The following is an 18,631-nucleotide window of genomic DNA, read 5'->3' on the forward strand; positions in this document are numbered from 1 at the left end:
CAGATAGGCTAAACCAAGGGCGAACAGGCAAACGGGATCTTTCGATGGCAATGGCGAAGGCGGGAACTGGACTGGCTCTGGTGATGGTGGCTGCACTGTCCGCCTGTGGCGCCGATCAGCCGATCCTCATGAACATCTCGTCCGACGGCACCCCGGATGAATTCGCGATCCTGCCGACCAAGCCGATCGAGATTCCCCGCGACCTGGCCTCTCTGCCCGCGCCGACCCCGGGTGGCAGCAACCGTGTCGATCCGACCCCCGCCGCCGATGCCGTGGCCGCCCTGGGTGGCAATGCCGCGACCCTGTCGCGCGGTGGCATCCCCGCCTCGGACCAGGCGCTGGTCGCCCGCGCCGCGCGCTACGGCGTCAGCCCGGGCATCCGCACCCAACTCGCCGCCGAGGATCTGGAATTCCGCCGCCGCAATGACGGCCGTCTGCTGGAGCGGATCTTCGACGTGAACGTCTATTTCCGCGCCTACCGCCGCCAGTCCCTCGATCAACATCGCGAGTTGGAGCGGTTCCGCCGCGCCGGTGTGCGCACCGTGGGCGCCCCGCCCGCAGGAACCGAGTAGCCCGCCCGGCGGCTTGGCGCGGCGAAAGACACCGGTTTGTCTGCCTGTCGCCCCTCACATCCCCGTTGACCATCTTGATCCGCGGCCGGGACGGCGTAAGTTCCATCCGACCCTTGCGTCGGGGCCCGGCAGCGGGCGCCGACATCTCCGAACCGCCCGAAGGTCGCCGGGGCCCCCGCATCCCGCGCGGCCAGGCCTCCCGCACCTTCCAGAAGGAGCAGACATGCTGCGCGCCCTGACCATCCTATCCTCCGGCCTGAGCCTGTCCTTTGCCTTGGCCCTGGGCCTCGTGTCCGCTGCGCAACCCGCCTTGGCCGCCAGCCACGGGGACAGCCCCGCCGCGGCCGAGGCCGCAGCCTCGACACCCGACCCCGCAGCCCTGTCCGACAATGTCACCACCTTCCGCCTCGACAACGGGATGGAGGCCGTGGTGATCCAGGACCATCGCGCGCCGGTGGTGGTGAACATGGTCTGGTACCGGATCGGTTCGGCCGACGAGCCGAAGGGCAAATCGGGCATCGCCCATTTTCTCGAACACCTGCTTTTCAAGGGCACGGATGAGCTGGCGGCGGGCGAATTCTCGAAGATCGTCGCGGCCAACGGCGGTTCGGACAACGCCTTCACCTCCTACGACTACACGGGTTACTTCCAGCGCGTCGCCTCCGACCGGCTGGAGCTGATGATGAAGATGGAGGCCGACCGCATGGTCGACCTGCAACTGACCGAAGCCGACGCCCTGACCGAGCGGGACGTGGTCCTGGAAGAGCGCAACCAGCGCACCGACAACAACCCCGCCGCCCTTTTCAGCGAGCAGCGGCGCGCGGCGCTTTACCTCAACCATCCCTACGGCATCCCGGTCATCGGCTGGCGCCACGAGGCCGAGGCGCTGAGCCTTGAGGATGCGCTGTCGTTCTACAGGACCTACTACGCCCCCAACAACGCCATCCTGGTGGTCGCAGGCGATGTCGATCCCGACGAGGTACGGCGCATGGCCGAAACCCATTTCGGCCCCATCCCCGCCAATCCGGACCTGCCCGAGCGGACCCGCCCGCAAGAGCCCCCGCAGCTGGCCGAGCGGCGGCTGACCTACTCCGACCCACGTGTGGCACAACCCAATGTTTCACGCCTATACCTCGCGCCCGAGCGGGACGCCGGCGCCCAGGAGAAGGCCGCCGCCCTGACCGTCCTGGCCGAGCTGCTGGGCGGCGATCCCGCGACGTCCTACCTGGGCCGCAAGCTGCAGTTCGAGGATCCGCGCGCCATCTATACCTCGGCCTTCTACGACGCGCTGAGCCTGGATCAGACGAGTTTCGGCCTGGTCGTGGTGCCCGCCGACGGTGTCAGTCTGGACGAGGCCGAGGCCGCCATGGACGGCGCCATCGCCGAGTTCATGAGCGAGGGGGTCGATCCCGACGCGCTGGACCGGATCAAGCGTCAGCTTCTGGCCTCGGAGATCTATGGCCGCGACAGCCTTCAGGGGCAGGCACAGCGCTACGGCAGCGCCCTGACCTCGGGTCTGACGGTCGAGGATGTGCAGGCCTGGCCCGCTGTCCTGGCCGCCGTGACCGAGGCGGATATCCTGTCCGCCGCACGCGAGGTCTTTGATCGTGGTCGAGCCGTCACCGGCCACTTCACCACCATGGCGGAGGCCGGAGAGGGCACGGCACTCGATGAGGCCGCCGCCGCACCGCCCGCACCCGCCGCATCGGCCGGCAGTGCCGCCAGCACCCCGGGCGCGCCACCGCCCGATCGCCCGGCCGAGCCGCTCAACGCCGACGACCCCGCCCCCGCCGACCCATCCGCCCAGGAGGCTGCCCAATGATCCGTTTCGCCCCGGTCCGGCTTTTGCTGACGCTCTGGCTTGCGCTGAGCCTTCCGGCCGCCGCCGCCGCAATCGAGATCCAGGAGGTGACCTCGCCCGGCGGGATCAAGGCCTGGCTGGTCGAGGAGCATTCGATCCCCTTCGTCGCCATGGATATCCAGTTCCAGGGCGGCACCTCGCTGGATGCCGAAGGTAAACGCGGGGCCGTGAACCTGATGACCGGCCTTCTCGAGGAAGGGGCCGGCGAGATGGATGCCCGCGCTTTCGCCGAGGCACGCGAGACCCTCGCGGCCAGCTATTCCTTCGATTCGGGCGACGACAGCCTGTCGGTCTCGGCCCGCTTCCTGACCGAGAACCGCGACGAGGCGGTCGAACTGCTGCGCCAGGCGCTGGTCGATCCCCGCTTCGACGCCGACGCGATCGAACGGGTTCGCGCGCAGGTGCTGTCGATCATCGCCTCCGACGCCAAGGATCCCAACGACATCGCCAGCCGCACCTTCGACGCGCTGGCCTTCGGGGAACATCCCTACGGATCCTCCTCGAACGGGACGGCGGATTCGGTCGCGGCGCTGACGCGCGAGGATCTGGTTGCGGCCCACGAGGCGGTCATGGCGCGGGACCGTATATTCATCGGCGTCGCCGGCGACATCACCGCCGAGGAGCTGGGCCCGCTGCTGGACCGGCTACTGGGGGATCTGCCCGCCAAGGGCGCACCGATGCCGCCCCGCGCCGACTACCTGTTGAAACCGGGGGTGACGGTCGTGTCCTACGACACGCCCCAGTCGGTCGCGATCTTCGGTCACGAGGGGCTGGACCGGCATGACCCCGACTTCTTCGCGGCCTATGTGATGAACCACATCCTGGGCGGCGGCGGCTTCGAATCGCGGCTGATGACGGAAGTGCGCGAGAAGCGCGGTCTGACCTACGGCATCGGCTCCTACCTGGTGCCGAAGGACCTGGGCGCGCTCTATATCGGGCAGGTGGCCTCGTCCAACGCGCGCATGGCCGAGGCGGTGGAGGTCATCCGCCAGCAATGGGGCGCCCTGGCCGCCGACGGTGTCAGCGCCGAGGAACTGGAGGAGGCGCAGACTTATCTGACGGGGGCCTACCCGCTGCGCTTTGACGGCAACGGGCGGATCGCTGGGATCCTGTCGGGGATGCAGATGACCGGCCTGCCGGCCAGCTACATCGACACGCGCAACGACGAGATCAACGCGGTCACCCTCGCGGACGTAAAGCGGGTGGCGCAGCGGTTGCTGCGGCCCGAGGAGCTGCATTTCGTGGTCGTGGGCAAGCCCGACGGGCTGGAAAGCGGGGGCTGACCCACGCGGCGTCTTACGTCGTTTCCGCCCTTCCGGGCGGGCCTCCGGCGGGGATATTTGGACGACACTGAAGGGGTGCGGGCGAGGGCCCGGAGAGGGCGGCGGATTTCCCGTGGGGCCTTCAGACACCCATAGGCGAATCTGATTGCCCATGCTAGATTTGGTGGCATGAATGAGCTTAGCCCCAAGATAACTGCTGAATTGCCGGTAATCCGGCAGTTGGACGATGCCGCGGTCAACCGGATCGCCGCTGGCGAGGTGGTCGAGAGACCCGCCTCGGCGGTCAAGGAACTGGTGGAGAATGCGCTTGATGCCGGGGCGCGGCGGATCGAGGTCGATTACGCCGACGGGGGCAAGACGCTGATCCGGGTCACCGACGACGGGCACGGTATCCCTGCCGAGGCGTTGCCGCTGGCGTTGCAGCGGCACGCAACCTCGAAGATCGACGGCTCCGACCTTCTGAACATTCACACATTCGGGTTTCGCGGCGAGGCGCTGCCGTCGCTGGCGGCGGTGGGGCGGTTGTCGCTGACATCGCGCGCGTCGGGCCATGACGAGGCGGCGGAGATTCTGGTTTCGGGCGGCAGCGCGCCGGTTCTGCGGCCGGCGGCGCTGGGCCGGGGGACGGTGGTGGCGCTGCGTGACCTGTTCCACGCCACGCCGGCGCGGTTGAAGTTCCTGCGCAGCGACCGGGCCGAGGCCCAGGCCATCGGCGACGTGGTCAAGCGCCTCGCCATGGCCGAACCATCGGTCGGCTTTACCCTGCGCGATGTCTCGGGCGGGGGCGAGGGGCGGGTGCTCTTGCGGCTGGATCCCTGCAACGGCGATCTGTTCGACGCGCTGCTGGAGCGGCTGCGCGCCATTCTGGGGCGCGAGTTTGCCGAGAACGCCCTGCCGATCGAGGCGGAGCGCGAAGACCTGAGCCTGACGGGTTTCGCCGCGCTGCCGACCTTTTCGCGCGGCTCGGCGGTGGGGCAGTTCCTGTTCGTCAACACGCGGCCGGTGCGTGACAAGCTTCTGGTGGGCGCGCTGCGCGCCGCCTATTCGGATTTCCTGTCCCGTGACCGCCACCCGGTGGCTGTGTTGAACATCGGCTGTCATCCGGAGCTGGTGGACGTCAACGTGCACCCGGCGAAATCCGAGGTCCGGTTCCGCGACCCGGCGCTTGCGCGGGGGTTGGTCGTCTCGGGGTTGAAACACGCGCTCGCGGGGGCGGGGCACCGGGCCTCGACCACGGTGGCAGCGGCTACGTTGGGGGCGTTGCGCCCCGGTGACGGGCCGATGGCGGGGGGCTGGAACCCGGCCGCGGCGCGCGATCAGGCGGCGGAGGGATCGGCCCTTGAGGGCGCGCCCCGGGTCTATCAGATGGACCGGCCGCGCGGATACGGAACCAGCGGCTACGCGGGACAGCCGTCGCGCGGGGTGCTGGAGGCGGCCCACGCGGCGCAGGCCCCGGGCTTTGCCGAGATGGGCGTGGCCCTGTCGGGGCGGTTGGCCACCGATGAGCCGGGGCATGATGTTGCCCGGGCAGAGGCGGACGAGGCCGCGCGCGACCTGCCCCTGGGCGCGGCGCGCGGGCAGGTTCATGAGAATTACATCATCGCCCAGACCGCCACTGGCATCGTCATCGTCGACCAGCACGCCGCCCACGAACGGCTGGTCTATGAGAAGCTGAAGGCCCAGCGGGCCGATGCCCGTGTCCCCTCTCAGGCGCTGCTGATCCCCGAGATCGTCGAGCTGGACGAGGCCGACGCGGCCCGCCTTCTGGACGAGGCGGAGGCCCTGGCCGGGCTGGGCCTGGTGATCGAACCGTTCGGCGGCGGTGCCGTCGCCGTGCGCGAGACGCCCGCGATCCTGGGTCAGGCCGATCCCGCGCGCCTGGTGCGCGACGTGGTGGACGAACTGGCCGACCAGGGATCCAGCGCCTCGGTCCAGGAGAAGATCGACGCCATCCTCAGCCGCATGGCCTGCCACGGCTCCATCCGGTCGGGCCGGCGGATGCGCGGCGAGGAGATGAACGCCCTGCTGCGCGAGATGGAGGCGACGCCCCACTCGGGACAGTGCAACCACGGCCGTCCCACCTATGTCGAGCTGCGCCTGGCCGACATCGAGCGGCTGTTCGGGCGCACATGATCCGCCTCGGGTCGATCGAGCTGGATCCTTCGGATCCCGCGGCGCTGGCCGTGCTGGTGATGGGCGGCGGGCTGTTGCTGATCCTTGTGCTTCTGCTGGCCTCGCTTCGGGCGGCGGGGCGGGCGGCGCGCGACAGCCGGCCTGTCCTGCGCTCGGTCGAGGATCTGGGCCGCGCGGTGCAGCACCTGGGCGCCGGTCAGCAACAGCTTGCCGGCAGCCTTCAGACCGTTTCGGATGCGCAATCGACGATCCAGGCCCAGACCATCCAGGTGATGGAGCGGCGCCTGTCCGAGGTGCAGAGCCGCATGAACGAGACGCTGCATGCCAACGCCATGCGCTCGGCCCATGCGCTGAGCGAGATGCAGGAACGGATGAACGCGAGTCTTTCGGGCAGTTCCGAGAAGACCACCAAGTCATTGACCCAGCTGCAGGAGCGCCTGGCCACGATCGACCGGGCCCAGACCAATATCGAGAAGCTGTCGGGCGATGTCCTCAGCCTGCAGGACATCCTGTCCAACAAGCAGACCCGGGGTGCCTTCGGCGAGATCCAGTTGAACGACATCGTGGCAAAGGCGCTGCCAGCCGACAGCTTCACCATGCAGGCGACGCTGTCGAACGGGCGCCGGGCCGACTGTCTGATCCACCTGCCGAACCCTCCGGGGCCGATCGTCATCGACGCGAAATTTCCGCTTGAGGCCTACGAGGCGCTGGTCCGCGCCGAGGGGCGCGAGGAGGTGGCGCGGGCGCTGGCCGCCCTGCGCCAGGCCGTGCGCGTCCATATCCGCGCCATCGCCGAGCGGTACCTGGTCGAGGGCGAGACCGCTGACGGCGCCCTGATGTTCCTGCCGTCCGAGGCGGTCTATGCCGAGCTTCATTCCCGCCTGCCCGAGGTTGTGCGAGAGGGGTTCGCGGCGCGGGTCTGGATCGTTTCGCCCACCACCTGCATGGCGACGCTGAACACGATGCGGGCGATCCTGAAGGACGCGCGGATGCGCGAACAGGCGGGCGCGATACGTGCCACCCTCAAGCATTTGCACCGCGACGTGGAGTTGATCGTCGAGCGGGTGGGCAAGCTCGATACCCATTTCCGCCAGGCGCGCGCCGATCTCGACGGGATCGGGACGGCGGCCGAGCGGGCCGGCAAACGGGCGCAGAAGCTGGACAATTTCGATTTCGAGGAATTGTCGGTCGAGGCCGTTGCAGCACCGCAGACCCCGGCGCCCCGTCAGATGCCACCGATGGGAGAGGCGGCGGCGGAAACGCAGGGAGAGGAAGCAGAAATGCGGACCGCGCCGGCCTCGGCCCCTGAGCCAGATGACGGCGACCGGGCGGATCCCGCCCCTGTCCGCCGGGCGCCGCCGCTGATCCTGCGGGACGGGCGCTGAGGACCAAGGGCGGGCGCGCTGATCTGGATCAGATGCCCATCAACCGCTGTGCCAGGCGCGGCAGCAGGCCGGTGAAGCGCAAGGGCGCGTCGGTGGCCGCGAGGCAGATGCAGGGCGCGCCCGGCTCGGCCACGGGGGTATGTTCCAGCTCGGGTGTGGCAAGCTCCAAGTCGCCGGGTCCGAAACGGTCCTCGCTGTCGCTGAAGGCACCCGACAGGACCAGCGTCAGTTCCAGCCCCCTGTGGCCATGGTCGGGCACGGCGCGCCCGCCGGGGATGTAGAGCAGCCGGGCCGAGGCATCGGGGCCGGTTTCCAGCACGGCCTGCCGGATGCCGCCGCCCACCCGGCGCCACGGGATCGCGTCCATGCCCCCACCGACATAGGCCGCAAGCGGTTCGGGCAGGTCGGTGCCGGGGGCCGGGGGCGCGGGCGGTGCTGCCTCGGGCAGCGCCTGCGCCCGTTCAAGAACCTTTTCAAGTACCCCGTCCTGGTCCATGGCCGCCTCGTGACGGCCGCTGCCCCCCTCGGCCATCATCTCCAGAAGGGCGCCGCCAGTTTCCTCGTGGGCCGCAAGCTCGACCCGGCAGGTGTCGCACAGCGACACGTGGGTTGCGACCACCAGCGAGAAGGCCTCGGGTAGGGTTCCGGCGGCATGGGCCATCAGCAGGGCGGCGTCGGGGTGATGCCGGGGCGCGGGGCGGGGTGTCATGGCGCGTTCCTTCATTCCCGGCCCATCGCGTGGCGCAGGCGGTCCAGCGCAAGCTTGGTCCGGGATTTGATCGTGCCCAGCGGCAGGCCGGTGCGGGCCGCGATCTGGGCATGGCTGAGATCGCCGAAATAGGCCTGGACGATGACCTGCCGTTGGGCCTCGGGCAGGTCCGAGAGGGCCCGGGCAAGGCGTGCGGCATCCTGTTGCAGGGCCAGCGCCTCGGCGGCCTCGGGGGCGGCCTGGGGGCCCCAGGCAAGATCCTCGGCCTCGGGGCGACGTTCGCGCCGAAGCAGGTCGATCCGCCGGTTGCGGGCGATGGTGAAGATCCAGGCGGCAAGGCTGGCGCGCGCCGGGTCGAACTGTGCCGCCTTGCGCCAGACCGTCGCCATGACGTCCTGCATGCAATCCTCGGCGAGGGCAGGGACTGCGCCCGATTTGACCAGGTAGGCCTTCACCCGGGGGGCGAAGTGGCGAAAGACCTCGGCAAAGGCGGCGCGGTCGCCCCGGGCCACCCGCGCCATCAGCGCGGCCCAGTCGGCTGGCGCGGACCGGGGCTGGCCGCCCGCCGCGGCGCCATCCCGCGCTGTGCGCTTGTCGCTCTTGTCTCTGCTGGCATCCTGCATGCTGGATGGTCCGCCTCTGCGTGCTTCGGCGACAGCATAGCTGCCCGGCGGCGGCGGGCCAGCCGTTTCCGAAGGATAGGTGTGCGCAGGTTGGATCATGGAACGGATACCGTCCGAAAGGTCGATCGGATCAATCTTTTTGTGATCCGGGCGGGCGACAGTGGCGTATCCCCGGGGAACCCAACAGGCAGGATCAGGCATGCCCTTTGAAAAACAGACTATTCCGCCGCGCCGGATTGCGGTGATCGGCGGCGGCATATCCGGTCTGGGGGCGGCCCATGCCCTTTCGGGAAGCAACGCCGTGGTGCTTTACGAGGCGGGCGCGCGCCTGGGCGGGCATGCGCGCACGGTGTTGGCGGGGCGCAATGGCGACCAGCCCGTCGACACGGGCTTCATCGTCTTCAACCGCGTCAACTACCCCCACCTGGTGCGCCTCTTCGAGGCGCTGCAGGTCCCCACAGTGCCCAGCGACATGAGCTTTGCCGCCTCGATCGACGGGGGGCGCATCGAATACGGGCTGCGCAGCCTTGCCACCCTCTGTGCCCAGCCCCGCAACCTGCTGCGCCCCGCCTTCCTGCGGATGGTGAACGACGTGCGCCGCTTCAACGCCCAGGCGGTCGAGCGGGCGCGCGACGACGAAAAGACCATCGGCGAGCTTCTGGACGAGATGGGCATGGGCCCCTGGTTCCGCGACTATTACCTGGCGCCACTTTCGGGCGCGATCTGGTCCACCCCGACCGAGCGGATCCTGAAATTTCCCGCCCGTTCGCTGGTGCAGTTTTTCCAGAACCACGCCCTGCTCAGCCACACGGGCCAGCACCAGTGGTGGACGGTCAAGGGCGGCTCGATCCAGTATGTCAGCCGGCTTGAGGCCGCCCTGCTACGCGCCGGTGTCCACATCCGTCTGAACAGTCCCGTGGGTTCCGTCAGCCGCGACGGCGACGTGATCCGCATCCGGGACCGGGAAGGCAACCTCGACATATTCGACGAGGTGGTGATGGCCACCCATTCCGACGACAGCCTGGCTATGCTGGCCGATGCCGACGAGCGTGAGCGGGCGGCCCTGGGCGCGGTGCGCTATCAGCCGAACGAGGCGGTGCTTCATGCCGACAGCTCGGTCATGCCCCGCCGCCGCAGTTGCTGGTCCAGCTGGAACTATACCGAGGAGCGGGGCCGCACCGCCGAGCGTATTGATCTGACCTACTGGATGAACTCGCTCCAGCCCATCCCACTGGACGATCCGCTGTTCGTCACCCTCAACTCCCAGCGCACGATCCGCGAGGATCTTGTCCATGACCGCACCATCTTCCGCCATCCGGTCTTTGACCGCGCCGCGATCGAGGCGCAGACTGCGATCCGGGGCTTCAACGGCGCCCGGCGCACCTGGTTCTGCGGTGCCTGGATGCGCAACGGATTTCACGAGGACGGGCTGGCCAGCGCAATGGATGTGATCGACGGGATGATGGGCGCCGGTGCCGGCCACGCGGGGCGGGCACAGGATGCGCGGGCGGCATGCCTCTGACGCCGCAGGTCATACCGGGCCGGACCTTCCACGCCCGGCATGGCGCGATCGCCAACCGCTTCTCCTACGGGGTGGACTATGTCCTGCTGGACGCCGAGGCGCCGGTGCCCGCACCCCGGCACGGCGGGCCGCGCCTTTTCTCGCGCAACCGCGCCAACCTGACCTCGCTTCACGACGTGGACCACGGGGGACGGCGTGGCGCGGAGCGCGGCGCCACTTGGGTGCGCGAGGTCGCCGAGGCGGAGGGCCTGTCCGGGATCACCGCCGGGCCGGTCCACCTTCTGGCCCAGCCGCGCGTTCTTGGCCATGTCTTCAACCCCGTCTGCTTCTGGCTGCTGCACGATAATCAGAAGCGGCTGCGCGCCGTGATCGCAGAGGTCAACAACACCTTCGGGGACCGCCATTCCTACCTCTGCCTGCGCGAGGACCGGGGCGTCATCACCGGCCAGGACGTGTTGCGCGCCCGCAAGATCTTCCATGTCTCGCCCTTCCAGCGCATCGCCGGCGACTATGCGTTCCGCTTTGACATCAGGGCCGAAAGGGTGGCGATCAGCATCGACTTCCGCGATCCGGGGGCGGCGGAGGGCACGCCGGGCGATACCGGTGCCGGCGGGGTCCTGGCGACGCTGGCCGGACCGCGCCTGCCCCTGACGGATCGGGCGATCCTCGCCGCCATGTGGCGGCGGCCCTTCGGCTCGCGCCGGGTGCTGGCACTGATCTTCTGGCAGGCGGCGCGGCTGCGGGCGCGGGGCGCGCGCTACCTCAGAAGGCCGGCGCCCCCGGAACACGAGGTCAGCCGATGAGCGTGGCCCCGGTCGACATCCCAGCAAAATCAATGGCAAACACGGAACCCGCCCGGGTCGCTACGCGTTGGCCTTCCGACGGAGGCCCGCAGCCGGATCGAGCGGATCAAGCCAAGACCCCGTCGAAGCCTGAAACCCCACCAGACGGCCGCAAGTGCCGGAGGAGACTGGATCTTTGACGTTCTTTCTGGCGCTCATAGCCGGATTCGCCCTTGGCCTGTTCGCGGTCTGGGTCTGGCACCTGAACTTCGGGTTCCGGTCGCAGCGTGCCGGGGATTACGCCCATCTTGGGCCCGACTTCGACCTTCGCAGGCTGTTTGACGGGACCATCCAGTGCGACGGCGTGATCTACGGGCCGGCAGGGCAGGTCGTCTCTCGGTTCATGGCCAGGATGATCTGCACCTGGGACGGCAACATCGGCCATATCGACGAGGTCTTTCACTATGACGGTGGCGAGGTGCAGCATCGTTCCTGGGATGTGACCCTACAGCCGGACGGCACCATGACCGCCACCGCGCCGGACATCCTGGGCATCGCCTGGGGCCAGCAGTCGGGTTCGGCCATGTGCCTGCGTTACCGGTTGCAACTGCCCGAGGATTCGGGCGGTCACGTGCTGCGGGCGACCGACTGGATGTACCTGCTGGAGAACGGGGTGATCGTGAACCGCTCCCAGTTCCGCAAGTTCGGGGTCAAGGTCGCGGAGCTGGTTGCCACCATGAGGAAAGTGCCATGAGCGAAGCCGGAAACGAAGCGCCCGTTGGCCCGACCGCCCTGGTCGACAGAACCTACTGGATCGTCGGGGCAAGCGAAGGGCTGGGCCGCGCCCTTGCCCACAGGCTCAGCCGCATGGGGGCGCGGCTGGTGGTCTCGGCCCGTTCGGCCGAGCGGCTGGAGTCGCTGGTCGCGGAGTTGCCGGGCCGGGCCAGGGCAGAGGTGATAGACGTGCGCGACCGCGCCTCGGTCGCCGATGCCGCCAAACGTGTCGGGCCTGTCGACGGGTTGATCTACATGGCCGGCGTCTACTGGCCCATGAGCGCGCAAACACTCGATGCCGAACAGCTGGAAAGCATGTGCGACATCAACTTCACCGGCGCCGCCCGCTGCGTCGCCGAGGCTCTGCCGGCGATGGTGGCGCGTGACGCGGGCCATATCGTCCTGGTCGGCAGTCTGTCGGGCTTCCGGGGTCTGCCCGGCGCCACGGGCTACGGCGCCTCCAAGGCGGGGGTGATGTACCTTGCCGAGGGGCTGCGCGCCGACCTGCGCGGCAGCGGTATCCGGGTGCAACTGGCCAACCCCGGCTTCATCCGCACCCGCCTGACAGACAAGAACAATTTTTCCATGCCCTTCATGATGGAGCCTGACGAGGCCGCCGGCCAGATCGTCGAGCTGATGATGAGCGATGCGTTCGCGCGCTCCTTCCCGGCGGCCTTCTCCTGGCTCTTCCGTGGCAGCCGCTTCCTGCCCGACTGGCTTTACTACCGCCTCGTGGGCTGACGCAGGCAGGGCGCCGGGGGAACCCGCCGCGCCGTTGCGGCGTTCACAGACTGGACGACCGCCTTCGCGGTTGGACGGGGACCGGCGATCAGGGTCACGCAGGACGGGCGCCGCCCCAGGGCGGGCCCTGCACGCGGCACCGCGCCAAGCCCCTTCCACCCGATCCCGGAGCGTCCGGAAATAATATTGGAAGGAACGCGGCATGTTAGAAGTTGGTGGAATTGGTGGGCTTATCCTGCTGGTGCTGGATATCTGGGCGATCGTGTCGATCATCGGGTCGGGCGCCTCGACCGGCAGCAAGGTGCTGTGGGTCCTTCTGGTGGTGCTGCTGCCGCTGATCGGCTTCATCATCTGGCTTCTTGCCGGACCCAAATCCTCGGCCGCCAAGATCTGATCCCGCCGATGGCACTGCCTGTCGATCACGATTGGCATGTCTGGTGGGCAACGCTGAGGGCGGTCCGTGTCACCATGGATCGCAAGAACCTGGGCCTGATCGCCGCGGGCGTCGGCTTTTTCGCCATGCTCGCGGTGTTTCCCGCCCTGGCCGCGCTGATCGCGCTGCTGGGGCTGGGCGTCGACCCGCAGGTGGTCGGCAACCTGATTGAGCCCTTGGAAGAGGTCTTTCCGCCCCAAATCTACGATCTGCTGCGCGACCAGCTGTCCACCCTTGCCATGGCAAGCGAGGGCACGCTGGGTTGGACGACGGTCGTGTCGACCGTGGCGGCGATCTGGTCGGCGCGGGCCGGGGTTTCGGCCCTGCTGCGCGGCCTTAACGCCACCTATCGCGAATCCAACCGGGTGGGGGTGACACGCCTGGTGAGCACCCTGTCGATGACGGCGGCAGCGGGGGCCTTTGTAATCGCGGCGCTCGGCGCCATAGTGGTGGTGCCGGCAGTTCTCGCGGTCATTCCGCTTGGGCCCTACACGGCGATGACGGTCGCGATTTTGCGTTGGTTCATCGCGGGGGCCGTGCTGGTGGCGGGGCTGGGCATCATCTACAAGCTGGGGCCCAATCGCCGCGCCGCCAAGGCCGGCTGGGTCACCCCGGGCGCCGTCGTGGCGGCCGTGCTGTGGGTGGCAGTCAGCTGGCTGCTGTCGACCTACCTGGCCAACTTCCCCCGTTACAACGAGGTCTACGGCTCCATCGGGGCGGCCGTCTCCATGCTGCTGTGGTTCTACCTGTCGGCCTACGTGGTGCTTCTGGGCGCCACGCTCAACGCTGAGCTGGAGCTGCGGACATGGGCCGACACCACCGTCGGCCCCGATCGTCCCATGGGGCAGCGCGGCGCCGAGGTGGCGGATCGCTATATCGAGGTCGATGACTGATCCCGGGCGGAACCCGGCCCGGCGCGCGAACGTTCCAAGACAGAGCCTCAACCGGGGCGCGAACAGTTCATAGGAGAAGCGTCATGCCTGAGATGAAGAATGGAACCTGGGTCGTGGTGACGGACAGCGAAAAGGCCCTGATCCTCGTCAACGACGGTGACGCCGAGTATCCCAACCTGAACGTCTGGCGCAAGGAAACCCAGGACAACCCGCCCACCCGTGATCAGGCGGCCAACCGGCCCGGCCGTTTCAACGACGGCCCCTCGCCCCAGCGCTCTGCCGTGGCCGACACCGACTGGCACGAGCTGGCCAAGGAACGCTTCGCCGAGGATCTCGCCGAGATCCTCAACGAACAGGCCCTGAAGCAGGGGTTCGAGCGGCTTGTCCTGGTCGCCGGCCCCTCGGTGCTGGGCAACCTGCGCAAGGCGCTGCACGCCGAGGTCGAGAAGCGGATCATCTTCGAGTTGGACAAGAACCTTGCCGGCCAGCCCATGGACGAGATCGAGCGGCACATCCAGGACGCGATGGGAAATGCCGCCTGAGGGCCTGATCTACTACCCGGACAGCCGACCGGGCATCCGGCGTCAGCGGCGTGGGCGGGGGTTTTCCTACCTCGCCCCCGACGGCACGCGGATCGACGACACGCGCGAGCGGGCGCGCATCCACGCGCTTGCCGTGCCGCCGGCCTATGAGGACGTGTGGATCTGTCCGCGTCGCAACGGGCATCTTCAGGCCACCGGGCGGGATGTCAAATCACGCAAGCAATATCGCTACCACGAAGAGTGGACCGCTTACCGGGCGCAGCAGAAATTTGACCACCTGGCCGATTTCGGGCGCGTGCTTCCGGCCCTGCGCCGACGGATCACCGCCGGCCTGCGCGCCGAGACGGGAGAGGAAGAGCTTGCCTTGGCCAGTGTGCTGGCGCTGCTGGACCGGCTATCGCTGCGTGTCGGAACCTCGGCCTACGCCGAGGAGAACGGCACCTATGGCGCGACCACCCTGCGCGCCAAGCACCTGCGCCTGAAGGATGGCGAAATCAGGCTCTCTTACACGGCAAAAGGCCAGAAAAAGGTCACGAAGCGGCTGCGCCACAAAAGCCTTCACAAAGCCCTCGAGCAGATCCACGACCTGCCGGGGGGCGAGTTGATGACATGGGTCGACGAGAGCGGCGAGCAGCGCTGCGTCACCTCGTGCCAGGTCAACGACTTCATCTCGGACATGGCGGGAACGGGGGTGACGGCGAAATCCTTCCGCACCTGGAACGGCACGCTTGCGGCCCTGCGCGCGGCGCGTGCGGCCAGCGACAGGGACGAGGCCGTGACGATCAAGATCATGGCCGAAGCGGCCTCGGACGAGTTGAGCAACACGCCGACGATCGCGCGCAACAGCTACATTCATCCGGCGGTCATCGACTTGGCCGAAGAGGGCGGCGCCAAACGTCTGGCACGGGCCTACGCCAAACCCGCCGAGATCGCGGGCCTGCGGGCAGGCGAAGGCGCGCTGATCGCGCTTCTGGAGCGCGGTTGAAGTCGAAAACAGGCTCTAAATAAGGAATTGTTGGTTCAGAGCAGCGGCCGGGTGACGACTTCGCTGCCGTCATCCTGGGCCAGCGCGGCCAGCCTGTCGACGTCATGGACGCTGAGGATGCCGTCGCTCCAATTGGCAAGCTGGCGGTCGCGCAGCTTGGCCAGGGTCTTGTTCGTGTGCACCAGCGACAGGCCCAGGGCGTCGGCCAGGTCCTGTTGCTTGTAGGGAAGGGGCATCGAGCCGTGCTCGACCATGTGAAGCATCTTGCCCCGCCGGTAGAATCGCACGAGGGCCCAGGCGACTTTTTCCACCGCCGTGCGCTGACCCACCGTTGCCAGTGCCTCACCCAGGAAATGCTCCTCCACGGCCGACAGCCAAATCACGTCGAACGCCCGGTCGGTTCTGAGCTTGAGGAAATTCCAGAATTCCGCCCGGTCGAAGACACAGAGTGTCATCGAGGTCGAGGCTTCGACCGAATGCTCCATCTCGCCCATCACCCCGGCCTGCAAGCCAATGAAATCACCGGGAAATACAAAGCCGATCACGTGTCGTCGCCCCGAGGGCAAGGTCTTGTACCGCAACCCCATTCCTCGCAGCGTTGTGTATAGCTGAGGGCTGTTGGACCCCTCCATCAGAAGGGAGGTGCGGGGGTCGACCACCAGCTCGCCGACCTTGAACCTCTGCATGTAGGCAAGTTCGTCGCGGCTCATGGGTTTGAAAAGGGGTTTTCGGGCGAGTGGGCAATTTACACATTTCGTGACCATGATGCGCGCTTTTTTGTTATGCTATGTCTTAGATTAATGCGCGACAGGAAGACCTGTTCCATTGTGCGCCGGTAATCCGCCCATTGGCACCCGGCTGGAAGCGCCTAACAAGAATGGCTACCCCCGCGAACACCGATCTATCGACTGGTATCATCGTGATCATTGAGCGTGACATCGTCATCGCCAACGATCTGATGGAGATGTTCCAGGAGCATGATCCCCAGGCCCGCGTGCGCCTGTGCCGGACAATGGCGCAGGGTCTCGGTCTTGTGGGTGAGGCAGAGCGCGTGCGCGCCCTGATTACCAACCTTCCTCCCGAACAGATCAAGGCCGCGGGGCTTGCCGAGCTGGTGTTCCAGCGGGGCGGGCATATCGTGGTCGTCTCGGGACGGGAGGAGCCGTCGGAGGATGACCCTCGCTGGATCTTCGTGCAGCGTTTCCTGACGTCCGCCCTGATCGCCACGATCCTGCGCAGTATCGACGCCGCCGGCCGACTGCCTGGCTAGTCGCCGGTGCGCTTGCGCCCTTCGGCCCCGCGCCGGACGCCTACGTCACAGAATGTGGTCACGGGAACTCACAGCCAGCAATCCGCGTTTGTTTTCAAATCGGTCCCGGATTGGCCGGAGCCGATCTTTGTCGAAAGGATAACGCCATGCTTTACTGGGCCCTTATATTCCTGGTTGTTGCGCTTATTGCTGGTGTCTTCGGCTTTGGCGGCATCGCCTCGGCCTCTGCCGGCATTGCACAGGTTCTGTTCTTCATCTTCGTCGTGCTTTTCGTGATCGCCCTGGTCGCCCGCGCCGTTCGCGGCAAGCCCCCGGTCTGATCGCCGAACGTCACGGATGAGATGTACGAGATCCGCGCCCAAGGCGCGAAATGCCAGTGAAACACAGTTGAAAAAATGAAACCCGCCTTGTTTCCAAGGCGGGTTTTTTCATTTCGCGGTGTCACGCGGGGCCGACGATGCGGCCCCGGGGTGCGCCGATCAGTTGGCGTGAAGCGTTTCGGTCGATGCGAAGAACATCGCCTGGCTGACGGCCGAGCGAACCTGCTCTTCGTTGTAGGGCTTGGAGATCAGGAACGCGGGTTCGGGACGCTCGCCGGTCAGAAGCCGCTCGGGGTAGGCGGTGATGAAGATCACCGGGATGTTGCCGAAGTGGGCCAGCAGGTCGTTGACCGCATCGACGCCGGACGAGTTGTCGGCAAGCTGGATGTCGGCAAGGATCAGGTCGGGCTGTTCCTTCTTGCCCATGGCGACGGCGCCGTCGCGGGTGCGCGCCACGCCGATGACCTGATGACCCAGCGATGCGACGATGCTTTCGATGTCCATGGCGATGATCGCCTCGTCCTCGATGACAAGCACACGGCCGGTGACGCTGCTTTCCATCTCGCGGCTGGCGATGTCGAGAAGCGTGTCAACTTCGTCACGGTCGGTCTGCATGATGCCGGCGATGTCGTCCTTGCTGAACTCCTCGACGGTGTGCAGCAAAAGAGCCTCGCGGGTGTTGGCCGTGAGGTTCTTGAGATGGGCCTGGGCCTTGGCCTCGATGCCTGCGTCCGACTCGGCCACCGGGGCGCCGGCGCTGGACCAGATCACGTGAAAGGCCTTGAACAGGGCCGTTTTTGGGGAAATATCCCGCGAAAACACCTCGTTATCCTCGAGGATTGCTTCCAAGGTCGCCGCGGCATAGAGGTCGCCGCTGTTCTGACTCCCCGTCAGCGCACGGGCGTATCTCCGCAAGTATGGCAGATGCTGCCCCACTACGGTTGAGAGGTCGACGGCGGTTTCGGTAGTCATGTTCGCAAGTACCTTTTTTCGTATTTTCTTGGAACCGAACGCGCTAAGGGATGTTTGGTTCCACGGGATCATTGATATCGTAAAGCGGGACAGTGTGAAGAGAATGGACGAAAACGAAGAGAAAGTGGCTGTCAGTCGCCAAATCGACGAAAACCTGAAACGTGTGTATCAGGAAAAAGTCGAAGAGGAACTGCCGGACCGCTTCAAGAACTTGCTGGAGCAATTGAAACAGCAAAGCGCCGCGAAATGACCGAAACACAGAAGGCACCGCGCGACGAACTGGTGGATCACCTTCCGGCGCTTCGGGCATTCGCGCTCAGCCTCACCCGAAACAGCAGCAGTGCGGATGACCTTGTCCAGGACACGGTCGTCAAGGCTTGGACCAACTTTGACAAGTTCCAGACCGGCACCAACCTTCGGGCCTGGCTGTTCACCATCCTGCGCAACACCTTCTACTCGAGCCGGCGCAAGCTGAAGCGCGAGGTTGCGGACGTGGACGGAGTGTTCACCGCCGGCCTGGCCGAAAAGCCCGAGCATGACGGTCGCCTGCAATTCGCGGACTTCCGCAAGGCGTTCGAGCAGCTGCGCGACGAGCAGCGCGAGGCGCTGATCCTCGTGGGGGCATCCGGATTTACCTATGAAGAGGCGGCGGAAATGTGCGGTTGTGCCGTCGGCACCATCAAGAGCCGGGCGAACCGGGCACGCGCAAGGCTTGCGGAACTCCTTCACCTCGAGGAAGGGGATCGCCTTGAGCTGACGGATCAGGCGACGATGGCAGTGCTCTCCTCGGCATCACACACCCCGGGCTGATGCGCCCCCATCTGAATCTTC

Annotated in this window: 21 protein-coding genes; 17 read left to right on the forward strand and 4 right to left on the reverse strand. The window is 67.1% G+C overall.

Features of this window, described 5'->3' with window-relative positions; genetic code table 11:
* Positions 1 to 83 precede the first annotated feature (83 nt).
* From CLV77_RS00585 to CLV77_RS00605, 5 genes are all read left to right on the forward strand, one after another.
* A complete protein-coding gene (locus CLV77_RS00585) occupies positions 84 to 572 on the forward strand; it encodes a DUF3035 domain-containing protein (protein WP_244901594.1) in 489 nt (162 codons plus the stop codon).
* A gap of 223 nt (positions 573 to 795) precedes the next feature.
* Positions 796 to 2,394 carry a M16 family metallopeptidase gene (locus tag CLV77_RS00590; RefSeq protein WP_083707759.1) on the forward strand — a complete coding sequence of 533 codons (1,599 nt, stop codon included), beginning with the start codon at positions 796 to 798 and terminating at the stop codon, positions 2,392 to 2,394.
* Complete coding sequence (locus CLV77_RS00595) at positions 2,391 to 3,716, forward strand: M16 family metallopeptidase (protein ID WP_076979725.1); 1,326 nt, start codon at positions 2,391 to 2,393, stop codon at positions 3,714 to 3,716. The genes CLV77_RS00590 and CLV77_RS00595 overlap by 4 nt, the downstream gene beginning before the upstream one ends.
* Positions 3,717 to 3,884: 168 nt before the next feature.
* Positions 3,885 to 5,849: a DNA mismatch repair endonuclease MutL gene (gene mutL / locus CLV77_RS00600; protein WP_076979724.1), complete on the forward strand. Its 1,965-nt coding sequence runs from the start codon at positions 3,885 to 3,887 to the stop codon at positions 5,847 to 5,849.
* Positions 5,846 to 7,234: a DNA recombination protein RmuC gene (locus tag CLV77_RS00605; RefSeq protein ID WP_083707758.1), complete on the forward strand. Its 1,389-nt coding sequence runs from the start codon at positions 5,846 to 5,848 to the stop codon at positions 7,232 to 7,234. The genes mutL and CLV77_RS00605 overlap by 4 nt, the downstream gene beginning before the upstream one ends.
* A 28-nt stretch (positions 7,235 to 7,262) precedes the next feature.
* Here the strand turns inward: CLV77_RS00605 and CLV77_RS00610 are convergent, their stop codons facing one another.
* Together CLV77_RS00610 and CLV77_RS00615 are read right to left on the reverse strand one after the other, a co-directional pair.
* A complete protein-coding gene (locus tag CLV77_RS00610; RefSeq protein ID WP_076979723.1) occupies positions 7,263 to 7,943 on the reverse strand; it encodes a ChrR family anti-sigma-E factor in 681 nt (226 codons plus the stop codon).
* Between the two features lie 11 nt (positions 7,944 to 7,954).
* Positions 7,955 to 8,464 carry a sigma-70 family RNA polymerase sigma factor gene (locus CLV77_RS00615; protein ID WP_076981069.1) on the reverse strand — a complete coding sequence of 170 codons (510 nt, stop codon included), beginning with the start codon at positions 8,462 to 8,464 and terminating at the stop codon, positions 7,955 to 7,957.
* A gap of 301 nt (positions 8,465 to 8,765) precedes the next feature.
* Here CLV77_RS00615 and CLV77_RS00620 point away from each other — a divergent pair, with 301 nt between their 5' ends.
* The 8 genes from CLV77_RS00620 to CLV77_RS00655 all read left to right on the forward strand — a co-directional run bounded on the left by CLV77_RS00620 (position 8,766) and on the right by CLV77_RS00655 (position 15,238).
* The gene (locus CLV77_RS00620) at positions 8,766 to 10,088 is read left to right on the forward strand and encodes an NAD(P)/FAD-dependent oxidoreductase (RefSeq protein ID WP_076979722.1); all 1,323 of its coding nucleotides are present in this window, start codon (positions 8,766 to 8,768) and stop codon (positions 10,086 to 10,088) included.
* The gene (locus CLV77_RS00625) at positions 10,079 to 10,891 is read left to right on the forward strand and encodes a DUF1365 domain-containing protein (protein WP_076979721.1); all 813 of its coding nucleotides are present in this window, start codon (positions 10,079 to 10,081) and stop codon (positions 10,889 to 10,891) included. Before CLV77_RS00620 ends, CLV77_RS00625 begins: the two co-directional genes overlap by 10 nt.
* Positions 10,892 to 11,066: 175 nt before the next feature.
* Positions 11,067 to 11,624: a DUF3833 family protein gene (locus tag CLV77_RS00630; RefSeq protein WP_076979720.1), complete on the forward strand. Its 558-nt coding sequence runs from the start codon at positions 11,067 to 11,069 to the stop codon at positions 11,622 to 11,624.
* Positions 11,621 to 12,385 carry an SDR family NAD(P)-dependent oxidoreductase gene (locus tag CLV77_RS00635; RefSeq protein ID WP_076979719.1) on the forward strand — a complete coding sequence of 255 codons (765 nt, stop codon included), beginning with the start codon at positions 11,621 to 11,623 and terminating at the stop codon, positions 12,383 to 12,385. Before CLV77_RS00630 ends, CLV77_RS00635 begins: the two co-directional genes overlap by 4 nt.
* A gap of 202 nt (positions 12,386 to 12,587) precedes the next feature.
* The gene (locus tag CLV77_RS00640; protein WP_076979718.1) at positions 12,588 to 12,779 is read left to right on the forward strand and encodes a PLDc N-terminal domain-containing protein; all 192 of its coding nucleotides are present in this window, start codon (positions 12,588 to 12,590) and stop codon (positions 12,777 to 12,779) included.
* Positions 12,780 to 12,787: 8 nt separating this feature from the next.
* Positions 12,788 to 13,711 (forward strand): YihY/virulence factor BrkB family protein, encoded by a 924-nt coding sequence (locus CLV77_RS00645; protein ID WP_076979717.1) that lies wholly within the window; start codon positions 12,788 to 12,790, stop codon positions 13,709 to 13,711.
* Positions 13,712 to 13,794: 83 nt separating this feature from the next.
* Positions 13,795 to 14,253 (forward strand): host attachment family protein, encoded by a 459-nt coding sequence (locus CLV77_RS00650; RefSeq protein WP_076979716.1) that lies wholly within the window; start codon positions 13,795 to 13,797, stop codon positions 14,251 to 14,253.
* The gene (locus CLV77_RS00655) at positions 14,243 to 15,238 is read left to right on the forward strand and encodes a DNA topoisomerase IB (RefSeq protein ID WP_076979715.1); all 996 of its coding nucleotides are present in this window, start codon (positions 14,243 to 14,245) and stop codon (positions 15,236 to 15,238) included. The genes CLV77_RS00650 and CLV77_RS00655 overlap by 11 nt, the downstream gene beginning before the upstream one ends.
* 35 nt (positions 15,239 to 15,273) lie before the next feature.
* Here the strand turns inward: CLV77_RS00655 and CLV77_RS00660 are convergent, their stop codons facing one another.
* Positions 15,274 to 16,002 carry a Crp/Fnr family transcriptional regulator gene (locus CLV77_RS00660; RefSeq protein WP_076979714.1) on the reverse strand — a complete coding sequence of 243 codons (729 nt, stop codon included), beginning with the start codon at positions 16,000 to 16,002 and terminating at the stop codon, positions 15,274 to 15,276.
* A gap of 113 nt (positions 16,003 to 16,115) precedes the next feature.
* Here CLV77_RS00660 and CLV77_RS00665 point away from each other — a divergent pair, with 113 nt between their 5' ends.
* Together CLV77_RS00665 and CLV77_RS00670 are read left to right on the forward strand one after the other, a co-directional pair.
* Positions 16,116 to 16,508 (forward strand): hypothetical protein, encoded by a 393-nt coding sequence (locus CLV77_RS00665; RefSeq protein ID WP_076979713.1) that lies wholly within the window; start codon positions 16,116 to 16,118, stop codon positions 16,506 to 16,508.
* 146 nt (positions 16,509 to 16,654) lie between these two features.
* Positions 16,655 to 16,828, forward strand: a complete 174-nt coding sequence (locus tag CLV77_RS00670) for a DUF1328 domain-containing protein (protein ID WP_076979712.1) — start codon at positions 16,655 to 16,657, stop codon at positions 16,826 to 16,828.
* Positions 16,829 to 16,987: 159 nt separating this feature from the next.
* On the opposite strand, the gene CLV77_RS00675 is transcribed toward CLV77_RS00670, so the two are convergent.
* Positions 16,988 to 17,800, reverse strand: coding sequence for a response regulator (locus CLV77_RS00675; RefSeq protein ID WP_076979711.1), 813 nt, complete (start codon positions 17,798 to 17,800; stop codon positions 16,988 to 16,990).
* A gap of 103 nt (positions 17,801 to 17,903) precedes the next feature.
* On the opposite strand from CLV77_RS00675, the gene CLV77_RS00680 reads away from it, so the two are divergent.
* Together CLV77_RS00680 and CLV77_RS00685 are read left to right on the forward strand one after the other, a co-directional pair.
* Positions 17,904 to 18,050: a NepR family anti-sigma factor gene (locus tag CLV77_RS00680; RefSeq protein ID WP_076979710.1), complete on the forward strand. Its 147-nt coding sequence runs from the start codon at positions 17,904 to 17,906 to the stop codon at positions 18,048 to 18,050.
* Entirely contained in the window at positions 18,047 to 18,610 is a 564-nt protein-coding gene (locus tag CLV77_RS00685; protein WP_076979709.1) for an RNA polymerase sigma factor, read from the forward strand. The genes CLV77_RS00680 and CLV77_RS00685 overlap by 4 nt, the downstream gene beginning before the upstream one ends.
* Positions 18,611 to 18,631 lie beyond the last annotated feature (21 nt).

The sequence above is a fragment of the Brevirhabdus pacifica genome (assembly GCF_002797755.1).
In the GTDB taxonomy this organism is placed as follows: domain Bacteria; phylum Pseudomonadota; class Alphaproteobacteria; order Rhodobacterales; family Rhodobacteraceae; genus Brevirhabdus; species Brevirhabdus pacifica.

Excerpts from the sequence above, each read along its gene's own strand:
- CLV77_RS00595 (WP_076979725.1), top strand. The coding sequence starts at position 2,391 with ATGATCCGTTTCGCCCCGGTCCGGCTTTTGCTGACGCTCTGGCTTGCG.
- CLV77_RS00585 (WP_244901594.1), top strand. The coding sequence starts at position 84 with ATGGTGGCTGCACTGTCCGCCTGTGGCGCCGATCAGCCGATCCTCATG.
- CLV77_RS00665 (WP_076979713.1), top strand. The coding sequence starts at position 16,116 with ATGGCTACCCCCGCGAACACCGATCTATCGACTGGTATCATCGTGATC.
- CLV77_RS00635 (WP_076979719.1), top strand. The coding sequence starts at position 11,621 with ATGAGCGAAGCCGGAAACGAAGCGCCCGTTGGCCCGACCGCCCTGGTC.
- CLV77_RS00610 (WP_076979723.1), bottom strand. The coding sequence starts at position 7,943 with ATGACACCCCGCCCCGCGCCCCGGCATCACCCCGACGCCGCCCTGCTG.
- CLV77_RS00685 (WP_076979709.1), top strand. The coding sequence starts at position 18,047 with ATGACCGAAACACAGAAGGCACCGCGCGACGAACTGGTGGATCACCTT.
- CLV77_RS00655 (WP_076979715.1), top strand. The coding sequence starts at position 14,243 with ATGCCGCCTGAGGGCCTGATCTACTACCCGGACAGCCGACCGGGCATC.
- mutL (WP_076979724.1), top strand. The coding sequence starts at position 3,885 with ATGAATGAGCTTAGCCCCAAGATAACTGCTGAATTGCCGGTAATCCGG.
- CLV77_RS00590 (WP_083707759.1), top strand. The coding sequence starts at position 796 with ATGCTGCGCGCCCTGACCATCCTATCCTCCGGCCTGAGCCTGTCCTTT.
- CLV77_RS00625 (WP_076979721.1), top strand. The coding sequence starts at position 10,079 with ATGCCTCTGACGCCGCAGGTCATACCGGGCCGGACCTTCCACGCCCGG.
- CLV77_RS00615 (WP_076981069.1), bottom strand. The coding sequence starts at position 8,464 with ATGGCGCGGGTGGCCCGGGGCGACCGCGCCGCCTTTGCCGAGGTCTTT.
- CLV77_RS00620 (WP_076979722.1), top strand. The coding sequence starts at position 8,766 with ATGCCCTTTGAAAAACAGACTATTCCGCCGCGCCGGATTGCGGTGATC.
- CLV77_RS00675 (WP_076979711.1), bottom strand. The coding sequence starts at position 17,800 with ATGACTACCGAAACCGCCGTCGACCTCTCAACCGTAGTGGGGCAGCAT.
- CLV77_RS00605 (WP_083707758.1), top strand. The coding sequence starts at position 5,846 with ATGATCCGCCTCGGGTCGATCGAGCTGGATCCTTCGGATCCCGCGGCG.
- CLV77_RS00645 (WP_076979717.1), top strand. The coding sequence starts at position 12,788 with ATGGCACTGCCTGTCGATCACGATTGGCATGTCTGGTGGGCAACGCTG.
- CLV77_RS00660 (WP_076979714.1), bottom strand. The coding sequence starts at position 16,002 with ATGGTCACGAAATGTGTAAATTGCCCACTCGCCCGAAAACCCCTTTTC.
- CLV77_RS00650 (WP_076979716.1), top strand. The coding sequence starts at position 13,795 with ATGCCTGAGATGAAGAATGGAACCTGGGTCGTGGTGACGGACAGCGAA.
- CLV77_RS00670 (WP_076979712.1), top strand. The coding sequence starts at position 16,655 with ATGCTTTACTGGGCCCTTATATTCCTGGTTGTTGCGCTTATTGCTGGT.
- CLV77_RS00680 (WP_076979710.1), top strand. The coding sequence starts at position 17,904 with ATGGACGAAAACGAAGAGAAAGTGGCTGTCAGTCGCCAAATCGACGAA.
- CLV77_RS00640 (WP_076979718.1), top strand. The coding sequence starts at position 12,588 with ATGTTAGAAGTTGGTGGAATTGGTGGGCTTATCCTGCTGGTGCTGGAT.